Annotated in this window: 21 protein-coding genes; 9 read left to right on the forward strand and 12 right to left on the reverse strand. The window is 59.9% G+C overall.

The features are described from left to right. Window positions 1-23 precede the first annotated feature (23 nt). Window positions 24-266, forward strand: a complete 243-nt coding sequence (locus QQF40_RS16670) for an HP1242/YdcH family protein (protein ID WP_176676877.1) — start codon at window positions 24-26, stop codon at window positions 264-266. Window positions 267-350: 84 nt separating this feature from the next. Here the strand turns inward: QQF40_RS16670 and QQF40_RS16675 are convergent, their stop codons facing one another. Then, window positions 351-1,130, reverse strand: a complete 780-nt coding sequence (locus QQF40_RS16675) for an NYN domain-containing protein (protein WP_176676876.1) — start codon at window positions 1,128-1,130, stop codon at window positions 351-353. A 57-nt stretch (window positions 1,131-1,187) separates the two neighbouring features. Continuing rightward, window positions 1,188-1,379, reverse strand: coding sequence for a hypothetical protein (locus tag QQF40_RS16680; protein ID WP_176676875.1), 192 nt, complete (start codon window positions 1,377-1,379; stop codon window positions 1,188-1,190). A 187-nt stretch (window positions 1,380-1,566) separates the two neighbouring features. On the opposite strand from QQF40_RS16680, the gene QQF40_RS16685 reads away from it, so the two are divergent. Next, a complete protein-coding gene (locus tag QQF40_RS16685; RefSeq protein ID WP_176676874.1) occupies window positions 1,567-2,766 on the forward strand; it encodes an oxidoreductase in 1,200 nt (399 codons plus the stop codon). 133 nt (window positions 2,767-2,899) lie between these two features. Here QQF40_RS16685 and arfA read toward each other — a convergent pair whose 3' ends face one another. After that, window positions 2,900-3,079 (reverse strand): alternative ribosome rescue factor ArfA, encoded by a 180-nt coding sequence (gene arfA / locus QQF40_RS16690; protein ID WP_043332202.1) that lies wholly within the window; start codon window positions 3,077-3,079, stop codon window positions 2,900-2,902. Window positions 3,080-4,033: 954 nt separating this feature from the next. Here arfA and QQF40_RS16695 point away from each other — a divergent pair. Beyond that, on the forward strand, window positions 4,034-5,443 hold the full coding sequence (locus tag QQF40_RS16695; protein ID WP_285461980.1) for a trimethylamine monooxygenase: 1,410 nt from the start codon (window positions 4,034-4,036) through the stop codon (window positions 5,441-5,443). 226 nt (window positions 5,444-5,669) lie between these two features. Here QQF40_RS16695 and QQF40_RS16700 read toward each other — a convergent pair whose 3' ends face one another. From QQF40_RS16700 to QQF40_RS16725, 6 genes are all read right to left on the reverse strand, one after another. Beyond that, window positions 5,670-6,326: an HAD family hydrolase gene (locus QQF40_RS16700; RefSeq protein WP_285461981.1), complete on the reverse strand. Its 657-nt coding sequence runs from the start codon at window positions 6,324-6,326 to the stop codon at window positions 5,670-5,672. Beyond that, complete coding sequence (locus QQF40_RS16705; protein WP_285461982.1) at window positions 6,323-7,255, reverse strand: phosphodiesterase; 933 nt, start codon at window positions 7,253-7,255, stop codon at window positions 6,323-6,325. The genes QQF40_RS16700 and QQF40_RS16705 overlap by 4 nt, the downstream gene beginning before the upstream one ends. A gap of 183 nt (window positions 7,256-7,438) precedes the next feature. Then, entirely contained in the window at window positions 7,439-7,606 is a 168-nt protein-coding gene (locus tag QQF40_RS16710) for a hypothetical protein (RefSeq protein WP_153635554.1), read from the reverse strand. A 136-nt stretch (window positions 7,607-7,742) separates the two neighbouring features. Continuing rightward, window positions 7,743-9,101 carry an ammonium transporter gene (locus tag QQF40_RS16715; RefSeq protein WP_107335007.1) on the reverse strand — a complete coding sequence of 453 codons (1,359 nt, stop codon included), beginning with the start codon at window positions 9,099-9,101 and terminating at the stop codon, window positions 7,743-7,745. A gap of 352 nt (window positions 9,102-9,453) precedes the next feature. Then, complete coding sequence (locus QQF40_RS16720) at window positions 9,454-11,184, reverse strand: DUF1989 domain-containing protein (protein ID WP_502871439.1); 1,731 nt, start codon at window positions 11,182-11,184, stop codon at window positions 9,454-9,456. An 18-nt stretch (window positions 11,185-11,202) separates the two neighbouring features. Further along, the gene (locus tag QQF40_RS16725) at window positions 11,203-11,913 is read right to left on the reverse strand and encodes a hypothetical protein (protein WP_285461983.1); all 711 of its coding nucleotides are present in this window, start codon (window positions 11,911-11,913) and stop codon (window positions 11,203-11,205) included. A 266-nt stretch (window positions 11,914-12,179) separates the two neighbouring features. On the opposite strand from QQF40_RS16725, the gene QQF40_RS16730 reads away from it, so the two are divergent. Next, window positions 12,180-13,112, forward strand: a complete 933-nt coding sequence (locus QQF40_RS16730; protein WP_285461984.1) for a histidine kinase — start codon at window positions 12,180-12,182, stop codon at window positions 13,110-13,112. 42 nt (window positions 13,113-13,154) lie between these two features. Here the strand turns inward: QQF40_RS16730 and QQF40_RS16735 are convergent, their stop codons facing one another. Genes QQF40_RS16735 through QQF40_RS16745 form a run of 3 tightly spaced genes read right to left on the reverse strand, consistent with a single transcriptional unit; the run spans window position 13,155 to window position 15,878 of the window. Beyond that, entirely contained in the window at window positions 13,155-14,444 is a 1,290-nt protein-coding gene (locus tag QQF40_RS16735) for an ISL3-like element ISPpu12 family transposase (RefSeq protein ID WP_285461985.1), read from the reverse strand. A 21-nt stretch (window positions 14,445-14,465) separates the two neighbouring features. Then, window positions 14,466-14,978 carry a signal peptidase II gene (gene lspA / locus QQF40_RS16740; RefSeq protein ID WP_003821921.1) on the reverse strand — a complete coding sequence of 171 codons (513 nt, stop codon included), beginning with the start codon at window positions 14,976-14,978 and terminating at the stop codon, window positions 14,466-14,468. A gap of 3 nt (window positions 14,979-14,981) precedes the next feature. After that, a complete protein-coding gene (locus QQF40_RS16745; RefSeq protein WP_285461986.1) occupies window positions 14,982-15,878 on the reverse strand; it encodes a cation efflux transmembrane domain-containing protein in 897 nt (298 codons plus the stop codon). Window positions 15,879-15,973: 95 nt separating this feature from the next. On the opposite strand from QQF40_RS16745, the gene cadR reads away from it, so the two are divergent. From cadR to QQF40_RS16770, 5 genes are all read left to right on the forward strand, one after another. Next, the gene (cadR, locus tag QQF40_RS16750; RefSeq protein WP_285461987.1) at window positions 15,974-16,381 is read left to right on the forward strand and encodes a Cd(II)/Pb(II)-responsive transcriptional regulator; all 408 of its coding nucleotides are present in this window, start codon (window positions 15,974-15,976) and stop codon (window positions 16,379-16,381) included. Between the two features lie 93 nt (window positions 16,382-16,474). Continuing rightward, window positions 16,475-16,876 (forward strand): sensor histidine kinase, encoded by a 402-nt coding sequence (locus tag QQF40_RS16755; RefSeq protein WP_043332223.1) that lies wholly within the window; start codon window positions 16,475-16,477, stop codon window positions 16,874-16,876. Further along, window positions 16,873-17,856 carry a response regulator gene (locus QQF40_RS16760; RefSeq protein WP_285461988.1) on the forward strand — a complete coding sequence of 328 codons (984 nt, stop codon included), beginning with the start codon at window positions 16,873-16,875 and terminating at the stop codon, window positions 17,854-17,856. Before QQF40_RS16755 ends, QQF40_RS16760 begins: the two co-directional genes overlap by 4 nt. Next, window positions 17,853-18,713 carry a PAS domain-containing protein gene (locus tag QQF40_RS16765; protein ID WP_285461989.1) on the forward strand — a complete coding sequence of 287 codons (861 nt, stop codon included), beginning with the start codon at window positions 17,853-17,855 and terminating at the stop codon, window positions 18,711-18,713. The genes QQF40_RS16760 and QQF40_RS16765 overlap by 4 nt, the downstream gene beginning before the upstream one ends. A gap of 175 nt (window positions 18,714-18,888) precedes the next feature. Then, window positions 18,889-20,298: a trimethylamine monooxygenase gene (locus tag QQF40_RS16770; protein WP_285461990.1), complete on the forward strand. Its 1,410-nt coding sequence runs from the start codon at window positions 18,889-18,891 to the stop codon at window positions 20,296-20,298. The last annotated feature ends 296 nt before the right edge of the window (window positions 20,299-20,594 follow it).

A 20,594-nucleotide genomic window follows, 5' to 3' on the forward strand; every position in this document is an offset into this window, starting at 1 on the left:
CCACCCTGTTCCGGAGCTACACCATGCATATCGATGACCACTCCCTGTGCAATGACTTCCCTCAGCAACGTGAACTCATTCTGCGCCTGATCAATGGCAATGAAGAGTTCGCCCGCATCGCGGAAGCCTATACCCGGATAGATACCGAGATTCACGCCCTGGAAGTCGATGAATCACCGATCGGCGACGACGCCATGCACCAACTCAAGCACCAGCGCAGCCTGCTCAAGGATGGGCTGTACGAGCGAATGATGGCGGCTGAGTAAAGCGACGACTGCTCATTATCTGGAAAGACCCGCTGATTGTTATCCATCTGCTTGTGTGACTGACTAGCTCTAGAGATTGCATGATCAGCTGGCCTTTGCAGGCAGGCTAACCTTTTTTCGGATATAGAAATGCATACTTCCCCCTTTAACAGGCCTACGACAGACATCCAGATAATCCAGTTTCTGAATCATCGCTCCAAGCTTGCTGGCACCATGATCAGACGGTTTGAAGTCAGGCATCTTCTTCTTTAGATAACTTCCCACTGCTGATAAGGGAGTCCAGCCATCTTTCTGCTGCAGTTCATTCACCGCATTCAAGATATGCGACCTCAACTGCCTCTGTGCCTTGGTCGGCTTGACGAGCGCTACCGGCTCAGCAGCTGGTTTGCTGACTGGCATGGCCGGGACAGGCTTCTCAGTAGCTTTGCGCAGTCCTTCGCTGAAGATGAATGTGTCACACGCAGACACGAATGGCTGAGGCGTCTTGTCTTCACCGAAGCCATACACCAGCATGCCGCTCTCTCTCAAACGAGCCGCCAGGCGCGTGAAGTCGCTGTCCGAAGAGATGAGGCAGAACCCCTCCACGTTCCCCGAGTACAGCAAGTCCATGGCATCGATGATCAACGCAGAGTCAGTTGCATTCTTGCCCTGGGTATAGCTGAACTGCTGAACGGGATGAATGGCATGACGCAGAAGATGCTCTTTCCATGGCGCAAGATTCGGCGTCGTCCAGTCTCCGTAAGCCCGCTTTATGGTGCTGATTCCCAATTTTGAAATCTCTGCCAGCAACGCTTCGCAGATAGCAGCCTGCGCATTGTCAGCATCAATAAGTACCGCCAATCTATTGCGTCCTATCTGTGACATGTATCGCTCCATGATGTACGTCACTGAAATCCTGTTATCTCTCCTGGAGATAATATGTCATGTAATGACCATGATGATCACCAGATAAGTCATGCCCTTGGCAAACGCCTCCTGGCCGGTGTCAAATCCCTCTATCAAGGCACCCATCAGCACCCTCACTCGCCGAGGAATAATCTGCGTCTCCGGGCGGACGATGTAGATGCTGGCATCTACGCCGTCCCCACGTATGTCCTCCAGCAGCGGGACCAAGCGTCCAGAAACCAGGTCATCGGCGATCAGGTACTACGGTAGACAGGCAACGCCATGGCTACCAGACAGGCGGCGTGCAGGGTTTCCAGAGAATTTGAGAGGAATCCTCAGTTCCTGAAATGCCAGGTTCAGTGCCACATTCTGTATCAGGTAAAGTGCCTGCCCCATGCAAAAAGAGACATCTCCCATGACAGACCAGCCGACAGCCTCCGCCCTGTTCACGCCCTTCACGTTGCCAAGCGGCCGGGTGCTCGCCAACCGAATCGTCAAGGCGGCGATGTCGGATTCTCTCGGCGATGGCACGGGACACCCCAGCGAGGCACAGATGCGCCTTTACGAGCGCTGGGCAGAGGGTGGCGTGGCGGCGTCACTGGTCGGTGAGGTACAGCCTGACCACCAGCATGCCGAGAAACCGGGCAATCTGGTGCTCAACGCGCAATCCGATCTCGCGGCCTTCACGCAACTGGCCCAGCGCGGTCAACAGCACGGTGCAGACCTCTGGCTGCAGCTCGGCCACGCCGGTGCGATGGCCTACCCACCGACCAGCACGGCGCATGGCCCCAGTGCACTGGATATTCCCGGGCTACGTTGCGAGGCCATGAGCCTTGAGGCCATCAAGGCATTGCCCGCGGCCATGGCAACGACGGCGCGCCTGGCCCGTGACGCCGGGTTTGGCGGGGTACAGGTACATGCGGCACACGGCTTCCTGCTCAGCCAGTTTCTGTCTCCCCTCTTCAATCAGCGCACGGATGACTACGGCGGCAGCCTCGACAACCGCATGCGGCTGATGCGGGAAGTGATCATTGCCGTGCGTGAGGCCGTCGGCCACGACTTCCCGGTCATGGTGAAGCTCAACTCCAGTGATCAACTGCAAGGCGGTTTCGAGGAAGCCGAAGCGCTGCAGGTGATAGCAGCGCTCGATGGGTTGCCCATCGATCTGATTGACATCAGTGGCGGTACCTACTTCCCCGGCGCCAGCTCCGCGTCAGATGCCAGTGCCAGCGGCCCCTACTTCGTCGAATTCGCCAAGCGTGCACGCGAGGTGACAACCCTGCCCCTGATGGCAACCGGCGGCTTCAAGACACTCGCCCAGGCCGAAGACGCCGTGGTACAGGGAACCGTCGACCTCGTCGGCCTGGCCCGCCCTCTAGCGCTGCACCCGTCACTACCCGCCCTCTGGCAGGCCGGAGAATGCCCCGCACCAGAATTTCCGCGTTTCAGCGCGCCGCCGGAAGGCGGGGTGACAGCCTGGTATACCTTGCGCCTGACGCAGCTGGGTGAGGATCGTGAGCATGAATCACTGGGCGAACTGGAGACGGTGCTGGCCGACTATGAAGCCCGCGACGCCGCACGCGCCGAGACCTGGAATGCGCACTTCTCGAGCTGAGTCGCTCTCAGTAGGTCAGACGAAAAAATAGAACAGACGCAAAACGCCGCAGCGCTGACGCTGCGGCGTTCATGTTTCAGTCCCTTGCAGTGATGCATGTCAGGTCGTGGGAAACCGCACCAATGAAGCGTCTTCAGGCAGCGTTGTGCACACTGACTGAAGGCGCTTCACTGCCGCCCCTGTTTCCCTGCGACTTGCCCTGGCGCTGATAGCTGCCCTTGCCCTTGCGCGCCTTTACCACGCGTTGCTTGAACATCGGGGTACGCAGCGCCGCCTTGAGCGCGTTGTCTTGCACCTTGCGCTTGTGAGTCATGGTGTCTTCTCCTGTAGCTTCTCTATCGCCAGTCCAGTATACGCCCTTTCGGCATGCAGAGTGATCAACCTCCGCTTCCCCCCTCGTCGCTGGCCTGGTGAGTGAATAGCCCCGCGAATAGTTCTGCGAATAGCCCAGCAGATCCTCTAGCCCTCCCCACCAGCGAATCCTCCAGCAAATCCTCCAGCGAGGATCATTCGATAATCTGGCGCCCTTTTCCCTCCTGATCCCGTCTCTTTCTCCATTCACACAGCACTCACTATTGTGACACCCCTTTTCCATCCTCCTCACACCCCTATTTTACGCAAAATCACAAAATTACCAGCACCCACTTGCTTGACCAATAGATCATTTCAGCCCTCCACCCGCTTGACTCAGTATGCCTTGAATAGGCAGAAAATCATCCACCTTCGAATCGACATTGCAACACGGCAATCTTCTTTTCTTTCCACATGAAAAACAAGCCAGATAACGCCACGGAAAACCACCACCACAACATCAAAAATATACACGCAAATCAACAGTTTACAAAAAAATAACCCGAGCCATGAGTCGATAAATCGCATCCTTGCGCTTGGCCTTTCCAAAGTGACACAACCCGAAATAATCTTACCACTAAAGTCTAAACACCCTCGTGATCGTGTACACTTCATACACTCAGAATCAATGCCTCACATTTGAGATGGCGCATCATTTCTGCGAGGATGCCTCACGTTCCGCGAGCCGTAGATTGCTCTCAAGGCAAGAAAAATACGGCTTCCGTGTTCAGGTTCAGAGAAATGTCAGGTGACCAGTCAACTGGATTCCTTACCTTTCCAGGCCACTCAAGCGCTGGATAATGCTCATTATTATCGCGCTCCACTACATAGGAAAAAGCACCTGGTCAACACGAGATCCCGCAACTCGTTGTTCACGGAACATGACGTCTCATTACAGTCTCAACAGGAAATACCCATGACAAAACGCATTGCGATCATTGGCGCAGGGCCGAGTGGCCTGGCACAGCTGCGCGCCTTTCAATCTGCCGCTGACAAGGGTATCGATATTCCCGAAATAGTCTGTTTTGAAAAACAGAGTGACTGGGGTGGCCTGTGGAATTACAGCTGGCGCACCGGTCTCGATCAGAATGGTGAGCCCGTCCACGGCAGCATGTACCGCTACCTGTGGTCCAACGGTCCCAAGGAATGTCTGGAGTTCGCGGATTATTCCTTCGAGGAGCACTTCGGCCATCCCATCGCCTCGTACCCGCCACGTGCGGTGGTCTTCGACTACATCAAGGGTCGGGTCGAGAAGGCAGGCGTGCGCAAGTACATCCGCTTCAACTGCCCGGTGCGCCACGTCAGCTTTGACGACACCCGTGAGCAGTTCACCGTCAGTGTCCATGACCTGCAGGCCGATGCGGTCGTTCAGGAGCAGTTTGATCACGTCATCGTGGCATCGGGTCACTTCTCGACCCCCAACGTGCCCGAATTCCCGGGGTTCTCGCAGTTCAATGGCCGTATTCTGCACGCTCATGACTTCCGCGACGCGCTGGAATTCAAGGGCAAGGACCTGCTGCTGATCGGCAGCAGCTACTCTGCCGAAGATATCGGTTCACAGTGCTACAAGTATGGCGCTCGCAGCATCACCACCAGCTATCGCACCGCCCCGATGGGCTTTGCCTGGCCGGACAACTGGGAAGAGAAGCCGCTGTTGCTGAAGGTGGACCGCGACACGGCCTATTTCCGCGATGGCACCAGCAAGAAGATCGATGCCATCATCCTGTGTACCGGCTACCTCCACCACTTCCCCTTCCTGGATGAGCCACTGCGCCTCAAGACGGGCAATCGCATGTGGCCGCTCGGTCTCTACAAGGGCGCTGCCTGGGAAGAGAATCCGCGCATGTTCTACCTCGGCATGCAGGACCAGTGGTACACCTTCAACATGTTCGATGCCCAGGCATGGTGGGTGCGTGACGTGATTCTCGGTGAGATCGCGCTGCCCAGCCGCGAGGCGATGCAGGCGGATAGTCAGCCATGGCGTGACAGGGAAGAGACACTGGACAGTGATGAATCAATGATCCTCTTCCAGGGTGATTACGTGAAGTCACTGATCTCGGAGACGGATTATCCGAGCTTCGATATCGACGGCGTCAATCGCACCTTCCTCGAGTGGGAGCACCACAAGCACGAGAACATCATGACCTTCCGTGACTTCTCCTACCGCTCGCTGATGACCGGCACCATGGCCCCGCGCCATCACACGCCCTGGCTCGACGCGATGGATGATTCGCTGGAAGCCTTCCTGGCGCAGCCCGACAAGAGCGCTGGACAAGCAGGCGGCGAGACAGCCACCGCCGCGCAGCTCGCGACTGACGACGCCTGAGCAGGCCGTCTCAGTCAGCAGCCGTCTGAGCGAGCAAGCCGTCTGAGACGACGAGCTTCCTGATCCGTCAGGCAACGATGCCGCCGAGTCATGACACGACTCGGCGGCATCGTTCTATCAATTCACATGTGCAACAGCTCACAAGTGCATGAGTGAACCAGAGCATGAGTGAATCAGAGCAAGCGTGCGCAAAGGCCTGATACTTGCGGCAGGCCCTGCTCAGGCTCTATACCGCTTCGCGACTGTCGCTGCTTGGCAGATCGCAAAGTGATATCAGCGCCTGCGGCTGCGCGATGACCCGCTCCGGCGCCATGCTGGCCAGCCGCTCGGGGCTCTGCCATCCCCAGCTGACCGCAGCGGCACGACACCCTGCCTCGTGCGCGGCGCGAATGTCGCTGACGGCGTCGCCCACCATCCAGCTGCGCTCCACCGCCACTTGCGGCTCTGCCATCAGACCCGCCAGCTTGGCCCCCTTGCTGCCCGCGATCTCACCGCCCAGCACCTGTGACACGCAATCCGCCAGGCCGGCGGCGGCGAGCGTGGCACGAATCATCTCGCTGTGATTGGCCGACAGCACCATGACGTCGCCCTGCTCGGCGAGTGCCGACAAGGCCTCGCGCATGCCGGTGAAGACCGCCGGCGGCGTCGCCTGTCGGGTATAGGCAAAGACATGCGCGGCAAAGCGCGCGACGGCCTCGCCCGTGAAGCCCTGCACACGCGCCATCTCCTCGAAGGTCACGTTGTCCAGCGACTCCCAGCTATCGCGTTCCAGCACGATCGTCCGCCCTTCCAGGCGCGCCGCATGTGCGCAGGCCTTGAGACACAGTGTGAGGCTGTCGGCAATCACACCATCAAAATCAAAGACATATAACGCTTTGTTCATTCTTTTGCTGCCTCAGCTGCCTGCAAGGTATTGCTCAACGGCTCGCGCTCGCGAGTCGGAATCCGCTCATCGCGCTGCAGAGCGATCAATTCATCGAGCGCCTCCAGCGACTGGGCGGCCTCGAGCGTGTCGTGGAAGAAATAGCGGCGACTGTCATCCATGTAGAGGTGCAGGTGATTGACGATCTGCTCCTCGCCTATCATCAGCACGCCATAGGCCGGCGGCTCATGACTGCCGGCGAGACAATCCGCCGCGGAGACCAGATCCAGCCCGACCTGATGGTTGACGCCCGGCAGGGTCGAGAACGAGAGCCCTCGCCAGACACCGCTGGCCGGACGATGCACATGCCCGAACAGCAAGTGCTCGACGTTGCCATGCCGCTGGATCACATCATGCAGCGACTGTGAATTCTGCAAGCGGATGTCGTCCATGTAGCGGATGCCGAGGGCCATGGGCGGATGATGCAGCGCCAGCAGGATACGGCGATCGTGATGCGCAGCCAGACAGGCATCCAGCCACGCCAGGCGAGACTCACACAGCAGACCACCATGCTCCCCCGCGACGGCCGAATCGAGCATCACCAGCACGCAATCATCGGCGTCGGGTCCGAAGGCATGCGCATACTGCACGAAGCCATCGTCATCACAGGGCAGCTCCGGGAAGGCGGACTGCAGAGCCTCACGCGCATCGTGATTGCCCATGCCGAGGAAATACGGCATCGACAGCTCTTCCAGTACCTCACGCAGCGCCTGGAAGGCGGGCGGTTCACCGCGATCGGTCAGGTCACCACTGATGATCACGCCCTGAGCATCGCCGTGGCGCAGATTGATATCGGCGACGGCAGCCGCCAGCCGTGCACGTGGGTCCAGCCCGTAAAGTCGCTTGTCAGGGGCGACCAGATGGGTATCGGTCAGATGAATCAGTTTCATGCTATCGCGCGTTCCATGAGTGCCACCTTGAGGGGCCGCCATTATCAAGCTCTCAGGTGACGACTGCGTGACGCACGCCACACTCTCTTCGCGCAAAGCCAATCGGGTGCAATGGCACCTATCAAAAACGCCGCAGCGCTGAGCGCTGCGGCGTTTGATATGCCGGTCTTGATGCCCGGAGGGTCACGGCGTCTTCTTGCTCTCGAAGGACGCTTTCTCGTGGCGCAGGATGTTGGCGCTCAGCGCAATGCAGACGCCAGCGGCAACCAGCAGGCACACCGCCACGGCACCAGAGTTGCTGAAGAAGAAGGCGTAGTTGCCAGCGTGTACCACAGTATCGACAGTTTCCATTGCAAGACTCCTTGCGAAAGCGGATATCGGTTGGGTCTACCAGTACTGCAATAACGGGGCCAGTCAGCGCTTATCTCGACATCATCTCGACAGACCGGCCCCTTCAGGATGTGCGCCGGGGCTCAGCTACCAGGGCTCAGCTGATGTCCGGGCGCTTGTCCATCGGCGCCGCGACCACCCCACCGGAACGTGCCGGCACGCTGGAGCTCGTCTCGGAGGACAGGCTTTCCGGATAGGCCTTGGCCGGGACTTCGAACAGGTCCAGCCCCAGTACCTCGACATGCGGCGGCACGCGCAGCAGGTTGAACTTCTTGAGCAGATAGGCCACGCCCCAGCCCGGAATGAAGCCCGTCAGTGCCATCACCACCGCGCCGGTCAGCTGGCCGGTGAAGGAAACGTCCGGCACGCCTTCGCCGACATTCGGGAAGCCGGCCGCGAAGATGCCCACCAGTACCACGCCGTAGAAGCCGCAGAAGCCATGCACCGCGAAGGCGCCGACGGAGTCATCCAGGCCACGCTTCTCGAGCAGTGCGCCGATCTTCGGCATCAGGGCGCCACCGGTGACCGCCAGCACGAAGGCCAGCCCCGGGTTGTAGAGATCCAGTCCCGCCGCGACGGTGATGATGCCGCCCAGCGCACCGGACATGGTCCAGAAGGGATCACGCGAGGACAGATAGGCACCGATCACGCCACCACCGAAGCCCATCAGGGTATTGAAGGCGAAGGCAGAAAGGTTGGTGCGATTGCCGTAGATGGTGGTCCAGCCGATGTCACCGGTGTTGAAGATGATGCAGCCACCGAGGAAGCCGAAGAAACCGACGATGATCAGCATCAGGCCGATCAACGTCATCGGCATGTTGTGCGGCGCGATCACCTGCGGCTTGCCATCGTCACTGTACTTGCCGATGCGCGCGCCCAGATTGAGCAGCACGCCCAGCGCGAAGAAGCCGGCCACGGCGTGCACCACACCGGCGGCGCCGACATCGTGGTAGCCCAGCTTGTGCAGCATCCAGCCATCCGGATGCCAGCCCCAGGCGCCCGCCATGATCCAGACACCGGCACCGAGAATCACCGCCAGAATCAGGAAGGCCCCCAGGCGGATGCGTTCGATCACCGCCCCCGAGAGGATGGAACCGGTAGTCGCGCCGAACAGGGCAAAGGCAGCGAAGAAGATGCCGGTGCCCATGTCATCGGCGTCCGGACGCATGCTCGCGCTCCACGGCAGAGCGGCGGACGCCTCGATGGGGATCAGCCCGTTGGGGAAGGCGTTGTAGATCCACCAGCCCACGAAGTAGAAGGCGGGGATGATCGAGGCCAGCGTCAGCACGTTCTTCATGCCGGATGCCAAGGCATTCTTGGAACGCGAGGCACCGATCTCATAGGCCAGAAAGCCTGCATGGATCAGGAACATGATGGCGGTACACCACCAATAGAACACCTCGATGTTCATCGCCTGATGCATATCCAATATGCTTTGCAACGTCTTTTCATCCATCGTCTTTTCTCCTTTACCGGAGCCTGTGGATCAGCGCGCTTCACTGTGCAAGCGGCACTGCCCGTCCGGGGGTTGTTGTTGTTTTTCAAGGGGACCTGCTGGATAAAGCAAGCGACATGCCAGATGACCCTCATTGGCCACCCTCAGCAATTCGTTGTTTTTACTGCATCATTCTTGAAACCGAGGACTCCTCTTCAGATATGAAGCCCATGAAGCCTTCCCTGCGAGGAGGATGGGCGTTATTGAGGCATGCCGGCCACGGCATGCACCGTGAGATGACTTGCAGGGCGCTGCATATACGCAGGTCATTGCTCGCGACTCACCTCTCATGCTTCCCCTCCTGGCAGTGAGATCAGCTACGCACCTTGAGGCGCTCCGGGTCATGGAAGGGCAATGTCACCACCTCGGCGGCGAGGCGCTTCTGATGGCCATCCAGCTGGCCGATCTCAAGCTGGGTTCCCGGGCTTGCGAAGTCCGGTGCCAGGCGGCACATCGCGATGGAGCGATCGAGCAGCGGCGACTGGGTGGCACTGGTGACCACGCCCACCGGATAGCGGCCGTGGTAGACGAGGTCGCCATGGCTGACCAGCTCGCTGCTGTGCATCTTCAGGCCCATCACGCGATGCCGTGATTCCGGCGCCTCGCGTTGCAGCGCTGCCCGCCCGACGAAATCATCCTCCTTGCTCTTCATCGGCACGGTGAAGCCGATACCCGCTTCATAGGGGGAGGTCTGCGGGCAGAATTCATGACCGGCGAAGATCAGCCCCGCCTCGATTCTCAGCATGTCGAGGGCATCCAGTCCCAGCGGCGCGATGCCATGGGGCTCACCCGCCGCCCAGATCGCCTCCCACACGGCCGGGGCGTCCTTGGGATGACACCAGATTTCATAACCGAGCTCGCCGGTATAGCCGGTACGCGACACCATCAGCGGAATGCCATCCGGCCCCGACAGACGACCGATCATGAAGCGGAACCAGCCCAGCCCCTGAACGTCTGGCTGGGTACGCGCATTCCAGATCAGCGGCGCCAGCACCTCGCGGCTCTTCGGGCCCTGCAGCGCGATGTTGTGCAGCTGATGAGTGGAGTCACGCACCGTGACGCGATAGCCCTGGCGCTGGGCAAGCTCCCTGAGCCACTGGCCGCTGGCCGGGTCACCGCAGATCCAGCGGAAGGTCTGCTCGCCCATGCGGAACAAGGTGCCGTCATCGAGCATGCCGCCGGTTTCCTGACACATGGCCGAGTACACCACCTCGCCGATGGAGAGCCGTCGTACATTGCGGGTCAATGCGTATTGCAGCAGGCGTTCGGCATCGGGGCCGGCGACCTCGAACTTGCGCAGCGCCGAGAGATCCATCATCGCGACCCGCTCGCGGCAGGCCAGATATTCGGCCCGCGCACCCCACCCTTCGTAATGCGTGGCCAGCCAGTAGCCGTGGTAGTCGATGAAATGCTTGGTCAAGGCGGAGGTGCAGGGATGAAAGGCGGTGGGCAGTGTCATGCGCGGCAATTCCTCGGGCCGATTGCGATAGGCGATCCCACGGGGGAAATCATGTTCAGCGGCGTAGATGCGCACCTGGATATCGGTCGGCACCCAGCCATTGGCGGCGTCGATGTCATCCGGACAGGCCGATGAGGCGCAGATGAGGTCACGGTCGGCGCGCAGCAGCACGTAGTCGCCGGGGCGCGACCAGGGCTCATCCACCGCCAGGGTGCCGCAGGGCTCTACATAGGCATTGAAGAAGAAGTTGATCGCCGGCCAGCTGGCACGCTGTTGAATGCCATGCGACGCCGACAGGGCGTTGTTGAAGTTGATCGTGCAGCTATCGTGGCCGAAGTAGCCGTGGTGTTCGTAATACTGCGGCGAACAGGCGAGCATGAAGCTGTCATGGCGCCCCACCGTGTCCTGCACGACCTCAAGCATCGGATGCAGATGCTGATCAAAGAACACCGAATAGAGCCCCGGATTGGGCATGCAATGACCGGACAGGCTGCGCGTGGCGCCGGCGTCCAGCCCCAGCTCTTCCCCCTGCGCCCAGGCATTGGCATCGAAGGCCACGAAATCGGAGCACTGGCGACCCACCACATCGATGATCTGGATCCACTAGCCCTGCTTGACCTCATAGACCTCGACCGTGCCCGCCGAGACTCTCGTCTCCTGCTTGATCGGCGCCAATGGCGCTGGCAGCTGCTCCTGCCCCACCAGCCCCCCGCAGAAGTGCGAGACCTCAAGCTCGGTGGCCAGATGCTTGCCATCGAGCTGCATGTCATCACCGGGGGCCAGCAGAATCAGGCGCGCGGCAGGCGCTTCACGCGGCCAGCGAATCTCGGCCGGCAACCCGGTCACTGACAAGCGCTGCCACTGCGACAGTGGCACCTGCGCGACTCCCAGCGCTGCCAGACGCTGCTGGGTGAACGGGCTTCGTGCCTGCTCGGCCTTCCCCTCTTCTCCCCCTTGTGGCTGGCTGGCAAAGGCATGTTCTTCCAGACAGGTGATGCTGGCGTAGCGCGCGAGTGTCAGTCCATCGACTGCGTCTGCAAGCTCTCCAGTTTCTGCCTCTGCAACTTCTGCCCCTCCAGCTTGTGCCCCTCCAGCTTGTGCCACCCCGTGCTCTCCCTCCCGGCCTCCTGGTGGCAATAGCAGCCACTCGCAGGCCTGGGCACCATCGACGGATGACACCTGCACGCTGTCCCCCGGCGACAGCTCAAGCGCCAGCGCATCCAGCCCGGGTATTCGATAACGATACGGCTGGCACGGCGTGGCTGCGGGTATCTCGACTGCAAGCTCCATCGTGGTGATACCTCTTGTGGTCATGGCAAGTGGGTTCGGCGTTGCACGCGTGATGGGGCGAAGCAGCTCCCCGATGTGCCTGGATGGTGCATATCCCCTTCTGTGACGCACCACGTTCTTCATGGTTAATTAAATTTACTCACAGTGGAGATCGCGACAATCCATCAAGAGAGGTACCCATGAAGGGGTAAGCCGTTCACTGGCATGAAGCTTGCTAATCAAGCTTGCTGACGCGACATCGCAAGCCCGAAGAAAGAACCCCGAAGCAGGAAGTAGAGAGAGGAGCTCGCATGCAAGTCATTCTCGGCGCAGGGAAGGAAGGCAAGGTGCCTGCTGCACGAACGGCGGCCGCCCTGGTTGATGTACGCCGCGCCGACGAGCCACTGCACTCCTCCCCCGGCGATGCGAGGCGCGAGACTCCCAGGCTCGACGCCATCACCCTGCGCATCGCCACCTGCGCTGACCTCACAGAGACGTTGCCATCATTGCTGGGAGAGCTGCTGCGAGAGCTTTGGGGAGAACTTCAGGGAGAGTGGATGAGCCCGCTGAACAAGCAGATTGCCGGCACTCAGGCTTGCTCACGTCCTGTCGAGAGCTGCGTACTGCATCGCGGAGTCGATCAGCAACGCCATGAGGTGATCGCGCCGACTGGCCTCGTCCTGCCCGCAAAGACGCGCCAGACCCTGCAGGAGATCATCAGCCAGATCGCCCACGACGCGCACGCCAGCCGCCAGCCGTTAGCTGTCTCGGGCAAGCCCCACGGGGTATTGATCGCCCTCACGCATACCACTGACAGACAGGCGACTGGCGATGACTGGTTGTGGCTTGGAGAGCCGGCCGCCGCAGCCCTCGAATCGAGGCTCGCGAGCGCCGCCATCGACGCCCTGAGCCGTGGCCTGGCACTGCATCAGCAGCAACAGGCGCGTCACGCTGAAGACAGGAAGGCAGCGGTGGATCAGGCACTGAAGAACGAACGTCGACATCTGGCGGCGGAACTGCACGACACCCTCGCCCAGGAATTGAGTTATCTGCAGATGCAGAGCGCACGCCTGACTCGCGCCGCTCGTCATGCGCCACAGGAAGTGCAGGCACTGGCCGAGGACGTGCATACCCAGTCCCGGCGCGCCTTGCGCCAGACCCGGGAGCTGATCAACGGCGCGCACGCCACCTGGGGAGACGCGCCGCTGGCCTGTGTGCTGGACAACTTGGGTATACGGATTTAATGGTTGATGGGGCACCTTCACCCCATCAATCTGATACCACCCTCAGATGGTTGATAGATCGACTCCGTAGTTGAGTTCCTCTGCGAAGTCCGGCAGTCCGTAACCGATGGTTTTCTTGTAGAAAGGAGAGACCTTCGCAGTCGGTGCCTTCTTCTTGTGCTTCGTGGTGTAGAGCATTCGTGCCCGCATCACCTCGAAGGAGTAACCGCGCCCTTCACGGTTCTTGTCCTTGGCCAGTCGGTTGATGGACTCCGTGTAAGCGTTGGTGACGGGCATGTCCGTCTCGAAGTAGGTCATGGTCTCTTCGCGCCAGTTTCCCACTGCCCTGACCAGATCGCTCCAGACTTCCTTTTGGCCCTTCGGGATGGTGGCTATCCACTCGTCCAGGGCGGCTTCTGCCTGGAGCCGTGTGGTGGCGTCCCAGATGCCGTAGAAGCGCTCCTTGTGCTCGTAGGCGGCCAGCAGTTGCGGGAACGCGCCTGTCCAGGTCTCCATGATGAGGCGCTCCCGGTCTGAGACTTCGTGAGCGCGTTTCAGCAGGATTTTCCGGTCTCCCTTGAGAGTCCGGCTCTGGGACGGTTTCAGCTCCTTTCTGAGGCCCTTGCGCACTCTCTCTAGGGCATCGTTGGCCATGCGCACCACATGGAACTTATCGACCACGATACGGGCCTGGGGCAGCACAGCCTTGACCGCTGCCCGGTAGGGGTTCCACATGTCCATGCTGACGATCTCGACTTTCTGCCGGTCTTTCAGCTTCATCAGGTAGTTGGTCACCACGTCCTGGCGGCGGGTGGCCAGCAGGTCGAGCAGGGTTCGCTCCTCAATGTTGGTCAGAATGCAGCGGTAGCGCTTGTTCAGGTATAGCTCGTCAATGCCCAGGATGCGGGGCGTCTCGAAGCGGTGCCAGCGCCCCAGGAACTCGGCGCGGGCGTTGAAGATGTCGCGCACCGTCTTCTCGTCCAGGCCGGTCTGTGCCGCCACAAAGGTGTAGGGGTGGTTGAAGGATTCCTTCTCCACGTACTCATGCAGCCGCAGTGTCATACGGAATCCGTCCACCATCTCCGGTAGCTGGGGCCTGAATGTTGTCTTGCAGGCCCGGCAGGTGTATCGGCGGCGGACCACCCAGAGAGTGACCCGCTTGCCGTGGATGGGCAGATCACGATAGGGAACGTCACGCTTGCCGAACCGTACGAACTCACCCTGCACGCCGCATTCCTCGCAGGCGATGGGATCGGGCACGTCCACCTGGAAGTGCATTTTGTCGTCGGTTGATTTGCAGCCCAGTACTTGGTATTGCGGCAGGTGAAGGATGTTGTCGGGAAGTTCGGTCATGGTGTTGTATAGGCGTAGGTGTCAGTCAGATCCATCCGACTCGGCATTGGTGTTTGCTTTTTTACCCAACAAGCTGCTGGAAACGAAAAGTAAGGCACCGAGGACAATTGCAATATCAGCCAGGTTGAAGGCCGGCCAATGCCAGTCTCGCCAATAGAAATCAAAGGAATCCACAACATAGCCGCGAAAGACCCGGTCAATCAGGTTGCCCATGGCGCCACCGAGGATAAGACTGTAAGCGATGGCTTCTCCTTTATGACGATTTTCAAGGATCAGCTTGATCAGAAAAATCGAGACCACTACCGCGATTCCGATAAAAAAGTAGCGCTGCCAGCCTCCACCATTCGCAAAAAGACTGAATGCGGCACCGGTGTTCCATAGGTGCACCCAGTTAAAGAACGGGGTCACCGAAACATACTCGCCATAGGCCATTGATTGCTGCACCAGCCACTTTACAGCCTGATCAGACGCTGCCAGCAGGCCCGATATGGACAATAGGGCATACGGCGAGAGCTTTTTGCCAATAATGAGCATTATTTAACCCTTCAACGCCAAAATGCGTCTGGCACCATTAAGTACAATGCCCCCCGCGATGGTGCCGATAATCAGATCCGGATAATTGGAACCGGTCCACGCGACCAGGGCGCCGGCGGTGATGACCCCCAGGTTGATCACCACGTCGTTGGCCGAGAATATCCAGCTTGCCTTCATGTGCGCCCCGCCTTCCCGATGTTTGGATATGAGCAGCAGACAACTGGTATTGGCAATCAATGCGACGAATGCGATAGCCATCATCACCAGCGATTCAGGCTCACTACCGAATACAAAGCGTCTCACCACCTCTACGAGCACGCCCACAGCCAAGATCAGTTGCAGTACACCAGCAAGATGCGCGGCACGTACCTGCATTTTCACGCTATGTCCAACCGCATAAAGGGCAAGCCCGTACACCGCCGCATCGGCAAAATTGTCCAGGGATTCTCCAATCAGGCCGGTGGACCGGGCGATCAGACCGGCAGTCATTTCCACCACGAACAGAAGTGCATTGATGCCGAGCAACCAGCGCAGGGTCCCGGATTCTTGCTTAGCAGAAGCTGCCGAAAACTCGGCGGCCTTGATGGTCTCCGGATTTGCAGCGACGGTTTCCTGAAGCGAGGCGCCTAGCCCCAAGGTCTTCAGTTTCGAGGTGACGGGCTCGACCTCGCCGTCATGCACGACCTTCAGCCGGCGGTTCGACAAGTCGAAGGACAGCGCCCGAATCTCCTCAAAGCCGTTCAGGGCTAGGCGAATCATTCGTTCTTCTGATGGACAGTCCATCTTCGGCACGGCATAAACACTGACCCATCTCCCTGGCGCCTCGGAGGAGGCCTGTATATCGGTATCCGCTGCGGACGTTGCATCACCGCCATAGGCGCCACCACAGGATTTGCTCATGATACGACTCCACTTGAACAATGTTGTGGTACCATTTAAAACTATAAAGCTACTATAAGGTCAATAGAGTAAAGAATCCGTTGGGGAGGAGGCTGATGCGCATTGGTCAGTTGGCGCAGTTGGTAGGGGTCGAAACACAGACGATCCGCTTCTATGAACAGCAGGGCTTGTTGCCGCCGCCTGATCGGCAGGACAACGGTTACCGTGTCTATACCGAGAAGCATGGTGAGGGGCTGGCCTTCATCCGTCGCTGCAGAATCCTGGGCCTGTCACTGGCTGAGATTCACGAACTACAGAGCTATCAGGACGACCCTCATCAGCCTTGTACCGCCGTCAACACCTTGCTCGATGATCACATCTCTCATGTGCGGTCGCAGATAACCGCTCTGCAAGCGCTTGAGAAACAACTCGTTTCACTGAGAGCGAGTTGCAACGATGTCCGGGAAGTTGAGGCGTGTGGGGTTCTTGCTGGAATTAGCGAAGGAAACATGCACCAGCAGTAGGTGAAGCATCAACCAGATAATCCGATGAGATGCCGGTCTGTCTCACTCTCATGCAAAGGTAAGATCAACCATTTAATCCGCTTACCCGACAACTTGATCGAGGAATTCGAGACACGCTCAGGCATGGTGTTCGAGCTCGACAACCGCATCCAGTCGCTGCACCTCCCCGATGCCCAGGCCCTGCAGGTGATGTTCATCGTGCGCGAAGCGATGACCAACAGCGTGCGCCATGCTCGAGCCCCCCACCTGCGCCTGCAATTGCTCTATCAGTCTTCAGGGCCTCATCAATCTTCAGGGCCTCAGCCAGCGGAGCGGGTGTTGCTGACCATCGAGGACAACGGCTGCGGCTTTGACCCCGCCGACGTCGCCCCCGCCCATTTCGGGCTGGGCATCATGCAGGATCGCGCACGCCAGCTCGGGGCCGACTTCGCCATCACCCAACCCCGCCATGGCGGTACCCGCGTGACACTGAGCTGGGAGCGCCACGACACATGACCGTGACTCGCCAGATGCCCTCGACACACCAGACACCCTCGACACCCCCGACACGAGTCGTGCTCGTCGACGACCATCCGCTGTTTCGGCGTGGGCTGGCTGAGCTTTTGAGTGAAGGTGGCCTGTTCGAGGTCGTGGCCGACTTCGATGACGGCACCGATCTGCTCGACGCCCTGCCCACCCTGGCCCCGGAGCTGGTGATCGTCGACTGGCAGATGCCGCAGCTCGATGGCCTGACCCTGATGCGCCATCTCAAGCAGCGTGATGCCACTCTCAAGGTAGTGCTGCTGACCGCCTCCGATGACAGCCGCCACCTGTTGGATGCCATCCAGCAAGGGGCGGATGGCTACCTGATGAAGGACACCGACCCCGAACGCATTCTCGAGCGCCTGCAGGCCGTGATCGACGGCAAGCTGGGGCTGGAGGAAGAGACCTTGCTGCTGCTCGCCCGGCGTCTGCAGCAGGACCACCGCCAGCGCGAACAACACTCGCAAGCACAGACACATAAACAGCAGCATAAACAGGAGCAGGAGCAGACTGAGGCGCTGCCAGCTGTGGCGAATCCCCCTGCTGGCCCCACGCTCGACGGGGCCGCCGCTCTCGACCGACCCACGACACCTGACTGGCCCACGACACCTGACTGGCCCACGGCAGCTGACTGGCCCAAGGCACCTGACTGGCCCACGGCACCTGAATGGTACGAAGGCCTGACCGAGCGTGAACGCGATACCCTCAAATGGATCGGGCGCGGCCTCAGCAACAAGCTGATTGCCCGCGAGCTGGGCATCAGTGACAGCACGGTGAAGGTCTACGTCAAGAATCTGCTGCGCAAGCTGAACCTGCATTCGCGACTGGAGCTGGCCGCCTGGGTCTACGCTCACCCGCTGACGCCCGCGAGCGATGCCAGCCGAGCGCTCGCCGAGGACGCGACAGGCGCCGAACAGGATACGACCCGGGCCAAAAAGGAGAGCCTGCGATGATGCGCTTTCTCGAACAGTTCGCCTCCGCCTCGACTGCCTCGCCCTTCAGCGCACAGGCGATTCTCGATGGGCTGAGTGATGCCGTGCTGGTGGTGAATGCCGACAGTACGCTGCTGTATGCCTCGCGCGGCTGGCAGTCCCTGAGCGGACACGAATCGCGCGACCCACGGGAAGACATGCCACCCGCCACTCGAGCGGACGGGCACGGCACGGCAGCGCAGCGCCTGCGCGATGCCCTGCACCCCGCGGATCAATCGCGCTGGGACATGCTCACCCGCCACGTTTCGCGCCGCGAACGCCCTGACTGCTGGCGATTGCGCATCATGGGGGCGGACCACCACTATCGCTGGTGTGAAGTGCGCAGCCAGTCGCTCTCGCTGGCCTCGCCCTGGCCCGCCACGCTCACCCTGCATGACATCAGCGAGCGCGTGCAGCAGGAGCAGATCGACGCCGCCAACCTGCGCAGCCTGACACGGCTGATCAAGGGGCTGCCCGCGATGGTCTATCGCGCGCGCAACAACCGCCACTGGTCGATGGAATACATCAGTGACGGCTGCCTGGCCATCACCGGCCTCAGCCCCCAGCAACTGCTCGACCATCCCTCCCTCACCTACGGCGAGATGATCCATCCCGAAGATGCCGACCGCGTGTGGGATCAGGTGCAGGCAGCCCTTGAGGCCCGCATTCCCTTCACCCTTGCCTACCGCATTCGCCATCGCAAAGGCGAGGTCATCCGGGTGCAGGAAAAGGGCCATGGCATCTATTCACAGGATGGCACGCCCTTGGCGGTGGAGGGCATCATCTTCGCCGTCGACACCTCGGATATTCCAGGCGTACCGCCATCGACTGACGCATGAAATGAGACATGAACTGAGACATGAACTGATGTACCCCTTTATGGCTACCCTTTCCGAGCAATGTGCAGCCGGAGCACATCTCGCTAGCCTGTTTCGTTGTCAGTGTTTCACGACGTCACCACGTCCTGAAGCCTCGGATAACGCATGAAGACACAACAAGAACAGGAAGGTATCCATGACCCGACGTATCGCGATCATCGGTGCAGGACCCAGTGGCCTGGCTCAATTGCGTGCCTTTCAATCCGCCGCCGACAAGGGCATCGAGATTCCCGAGATTGTCTGTTACGAAAAGCAGGATGACTGGGGCGGTCTGTGGAATTACAGCTGGCGTACCGGACTGGATGCCCACGGCGAGCCGGTCCACGGCAGCATGTATCGCTACCTGTGGTCGAATGGCCCCAAGGAATGTCTCGAATTCGCCGACTACTCCTTTGAAGAACATTTCGGGCGCCCTATCGCCTCCTATCCGCCGCGCGCGGTGCTGTTCGACTACATCAAGGGTCGCGTCGAGAAGGCCGGCGTGCGCAAGTACATCCGCTTCGGTTGCCCGGTGCGCCAGGTCACCTTCGATGATGCCAGCCAGCAATTCACGGTCAGCGTGCATGACCAGGCGCTCGATCTGGTGACCAGCGAAAGATTCGATCACGTCATCGTGGCCTCCGGGCATTTCTCGACGCCTAATGTGCCGGAATTCCCCGGTTTCTCGAGCTTCAATGGCCGCATTCTGCATGCCCATGACTTCCGTGATGCACTGGGATTCAAGGGCAAGGACCTGCTGTTGCTCGGCAGCAGCTATTCCGCCGAGGACATCGGCTCGCAGTGCTACAAGTATGGTGCGCGCAGCATCACCACCAGCTATCGCACCGCCCCGATGGGCTTCAAATGGCCGGACAACTGGGAAGAGAAGCCGCTGCTGGTGAAGGTCGATCGCGATACCGCCTATTTCAGTGACGGCAGCCACAAGCGCGTCGATGCCATCATCCTGTGCACCGGCTATCTGCACCACTTCCCGTTCCTCGAGGAGTCGCTGCGCCTCAAGACCCAGAACCGCATGTGGCCGCGGGGGCTCTACAAGGGGGTGGCGTGGGAAGAGAATCCGCGCCTGTTCTATCTCGGCATGCAGGACCAGTGGTACACCTTCAACATGTTCGATGCCCAGGCCTGGTGGGTGCGTGATGCGATTCTCGGCACCCTGCCCCTGCCGTCATTGGACGCGATGCGTGCAGACAGTCTGGCGTGGCGGGCCCGCGAGGAAACGCTGGAAAGTGATGAGGACATGATTCTCTTCCAGGGCGATTACGTGAAATCGCTGATCGAGGAGACCGACTACCCGAGCTTCGATATCGATGGCGTGAATCGTACCTTCCTGGAATGGGAGCATCACAAGCACGAGAACATCATGACCTTCCGCGATCACGGCTATCGCTCCTTGATGACCGGCACTCTGGCGCCCAGGCATCACACGCCGTGGCTGGAGGCGATGGATGACTCGCTGGAAGCCTATCTGGCCCAGCCGGCCGAGGCCGCGACACCATCCGATGCGGAATCAGACATTCAGGCGACGACCACGCCGCTGGCCTTCTGACGCTCCTGGTCACCAGGGCTCGTGTTCAAAGGGGCTCTTGTTCAAAGGAGCTCTGGCCAAACAAGGCTGCGCCAACGACTTGCCAGGCAGCAGGTGGAGGGACAACAGGCGGAGGGGCTCCCTCCGCCTTTTCCTGCATCAAAACATCAACAAAAACTCATATAGACTGGTATTGGTTGTTGGATATTGATGAAACGCAGGTCTCTCACAGGTAATTGTCGGGTTCCGTCTGATTGACTATAGCTTGCGTAAACAGCTCAGGTCGTTCGACCTGCCATTCCTTTATTGCTGCTATA

This window comes from Cobetia sp. LC6 (genome assembly GCF_030264805.1).
Classification (GTDB): domain Bacteria; phylum Pseudomonadota; class Gammaproteobacteria; order Pseudomonadales; family Halomonadaceae; genus Cobetia.

What these genes read in the sequence shown, in the direction of transcription:
- QQF40_RS16670 (WP_176676877.1), top strand. Translation starts at nt 24, where the DNA reads ATGCATATCGATGACCACTCCCTGTGCAATGACTTCCCTCAGCAACGT.
- QQF40_RS16675 (WP_176676876.1), bottom strand. Translation starts at nt 1,130, where the DNA reads ATGTCACAGATAGGACGCAATAGATTGGCGGTACTTATTGATGCTGAC.
- QQF40_RS16685 (WP_176676874.1), top strand. Translation starts at nt 1,567, where the DNA reads ATGACAGACCAGCCGACAGCCTCCGCCCTGTTCACGCCCTTCACGTTG.
- arfA (WP_043332202.1), bottom strand. Translation starts at nt 3,079, where the DNA reads ATGACTCACAAGCGCAAGGTGCAAGACAACGCGCTCAAGGCGGCGCTG.
- QQF40_RS16695 (WP_285461980.1), top strand. Translation starts at nt 4,034, where the DNA reads ATGACAAAACGCATTGCGATCATTGGCGCAGGGCCGAGTGGCCTGGCA.
- QQF40_RS16700 (WP_285461981.1), bottom strand. Translation starts at nt 6,326, where the DNA reads ATGAACAAAGCGTTATATGTCTTTGATTTTGATGGTGTGATTGCCGAC.
- QQF40_RS16705 (WP_285461982.1), bottom strand. Translation starts at nt 7,255, where the DNA reads ATGAAACTGATTCATCTGACCGATACCCATCTGGTCGCCCCTGACAAG.
- QQF40_RS16710 (WP_153635554.1), bottom strand. Translation starts at nt 7,606, where the DNA reads ATGGAAACTGTCGATACTGTGGTACACGCTGGCAACTACGCCTTCTTC.
- QQF40_RS16715 (WP_107335007.1), bottom strand. Translation starts at nt 9,101, where the DNA reads ATGGATGAAAAGACGTTGCAAAGCATATTGGATATGCATCAGGCGATG.
- QQF40_RS16725 (WP_285461983.1), bottom strand. Translation starts at nt 11,913, where the DNA reads ATGACCACAAGAGGTATCACCACGATGGAGCTTGCAGTCGAGATACCC.
- QQF40_RS16730 (WP_285461984.1), top strand. Translation starts at nt 12,180, where the DNA reads ATGCAAGTCATTCTCGGCGCAGGGAAGGAAGGCAAGGTGCCTGCTGCA.
- QQF40_RS16735 (WP_285461985.1), bottom strand. Translation starts at nt 14,444, where the DNA reads ATGACCGAACTTCCCGACAACATCCTTCACCTGCCGCAATACCAAGTA.
- lspA (WP_003821921.1), bottom strand. Translation starts at nt 14,978, where the DNA reads ATGCTCATTATTGGCAAAAAGCTCTCGCCGTATGCCCTATTGTCCATA.
- QQF40_RS16745 (WP_285461986.1), bottom strand. Translation starts at nt 15,878, where the DNA reads ATGAGCAAATCCTGTGGTGGCGCCTATGGCGGTGATGCAACGTCCGCA.
- cadR (WP_285461987.1), top strand. Translation starts at nt 15,974, where the DNA reads ATGCGCATTGGTCAGTTGGCGCAGTTGGTAGGGGTCGAAACACAGACG.
- QQF40_RS16760 (WP_285461988.1), top strand. Translation starts at nt 16,873, where the DNA reads ATGACCGTGACTCGCCAGATGCCCTCGACACACCAGACACCCTCGACA.
- QQF40_RS16765 (WP_285461989.1), top strand. Translation starts at nt 17,853, where the DNA reads ATGATGCGCTTTCTCGAACAGTTCGCCTCCGCCTCGACTGCCTCGCCC.
- QQF40_RS16770 (WP_285461990.1), top strand. Translation starts at nt 18,889, where the DNA reads ATGACCCGACGTATCGCGATCATCGGTGCAGGACCCAGTGGCCTGGCT.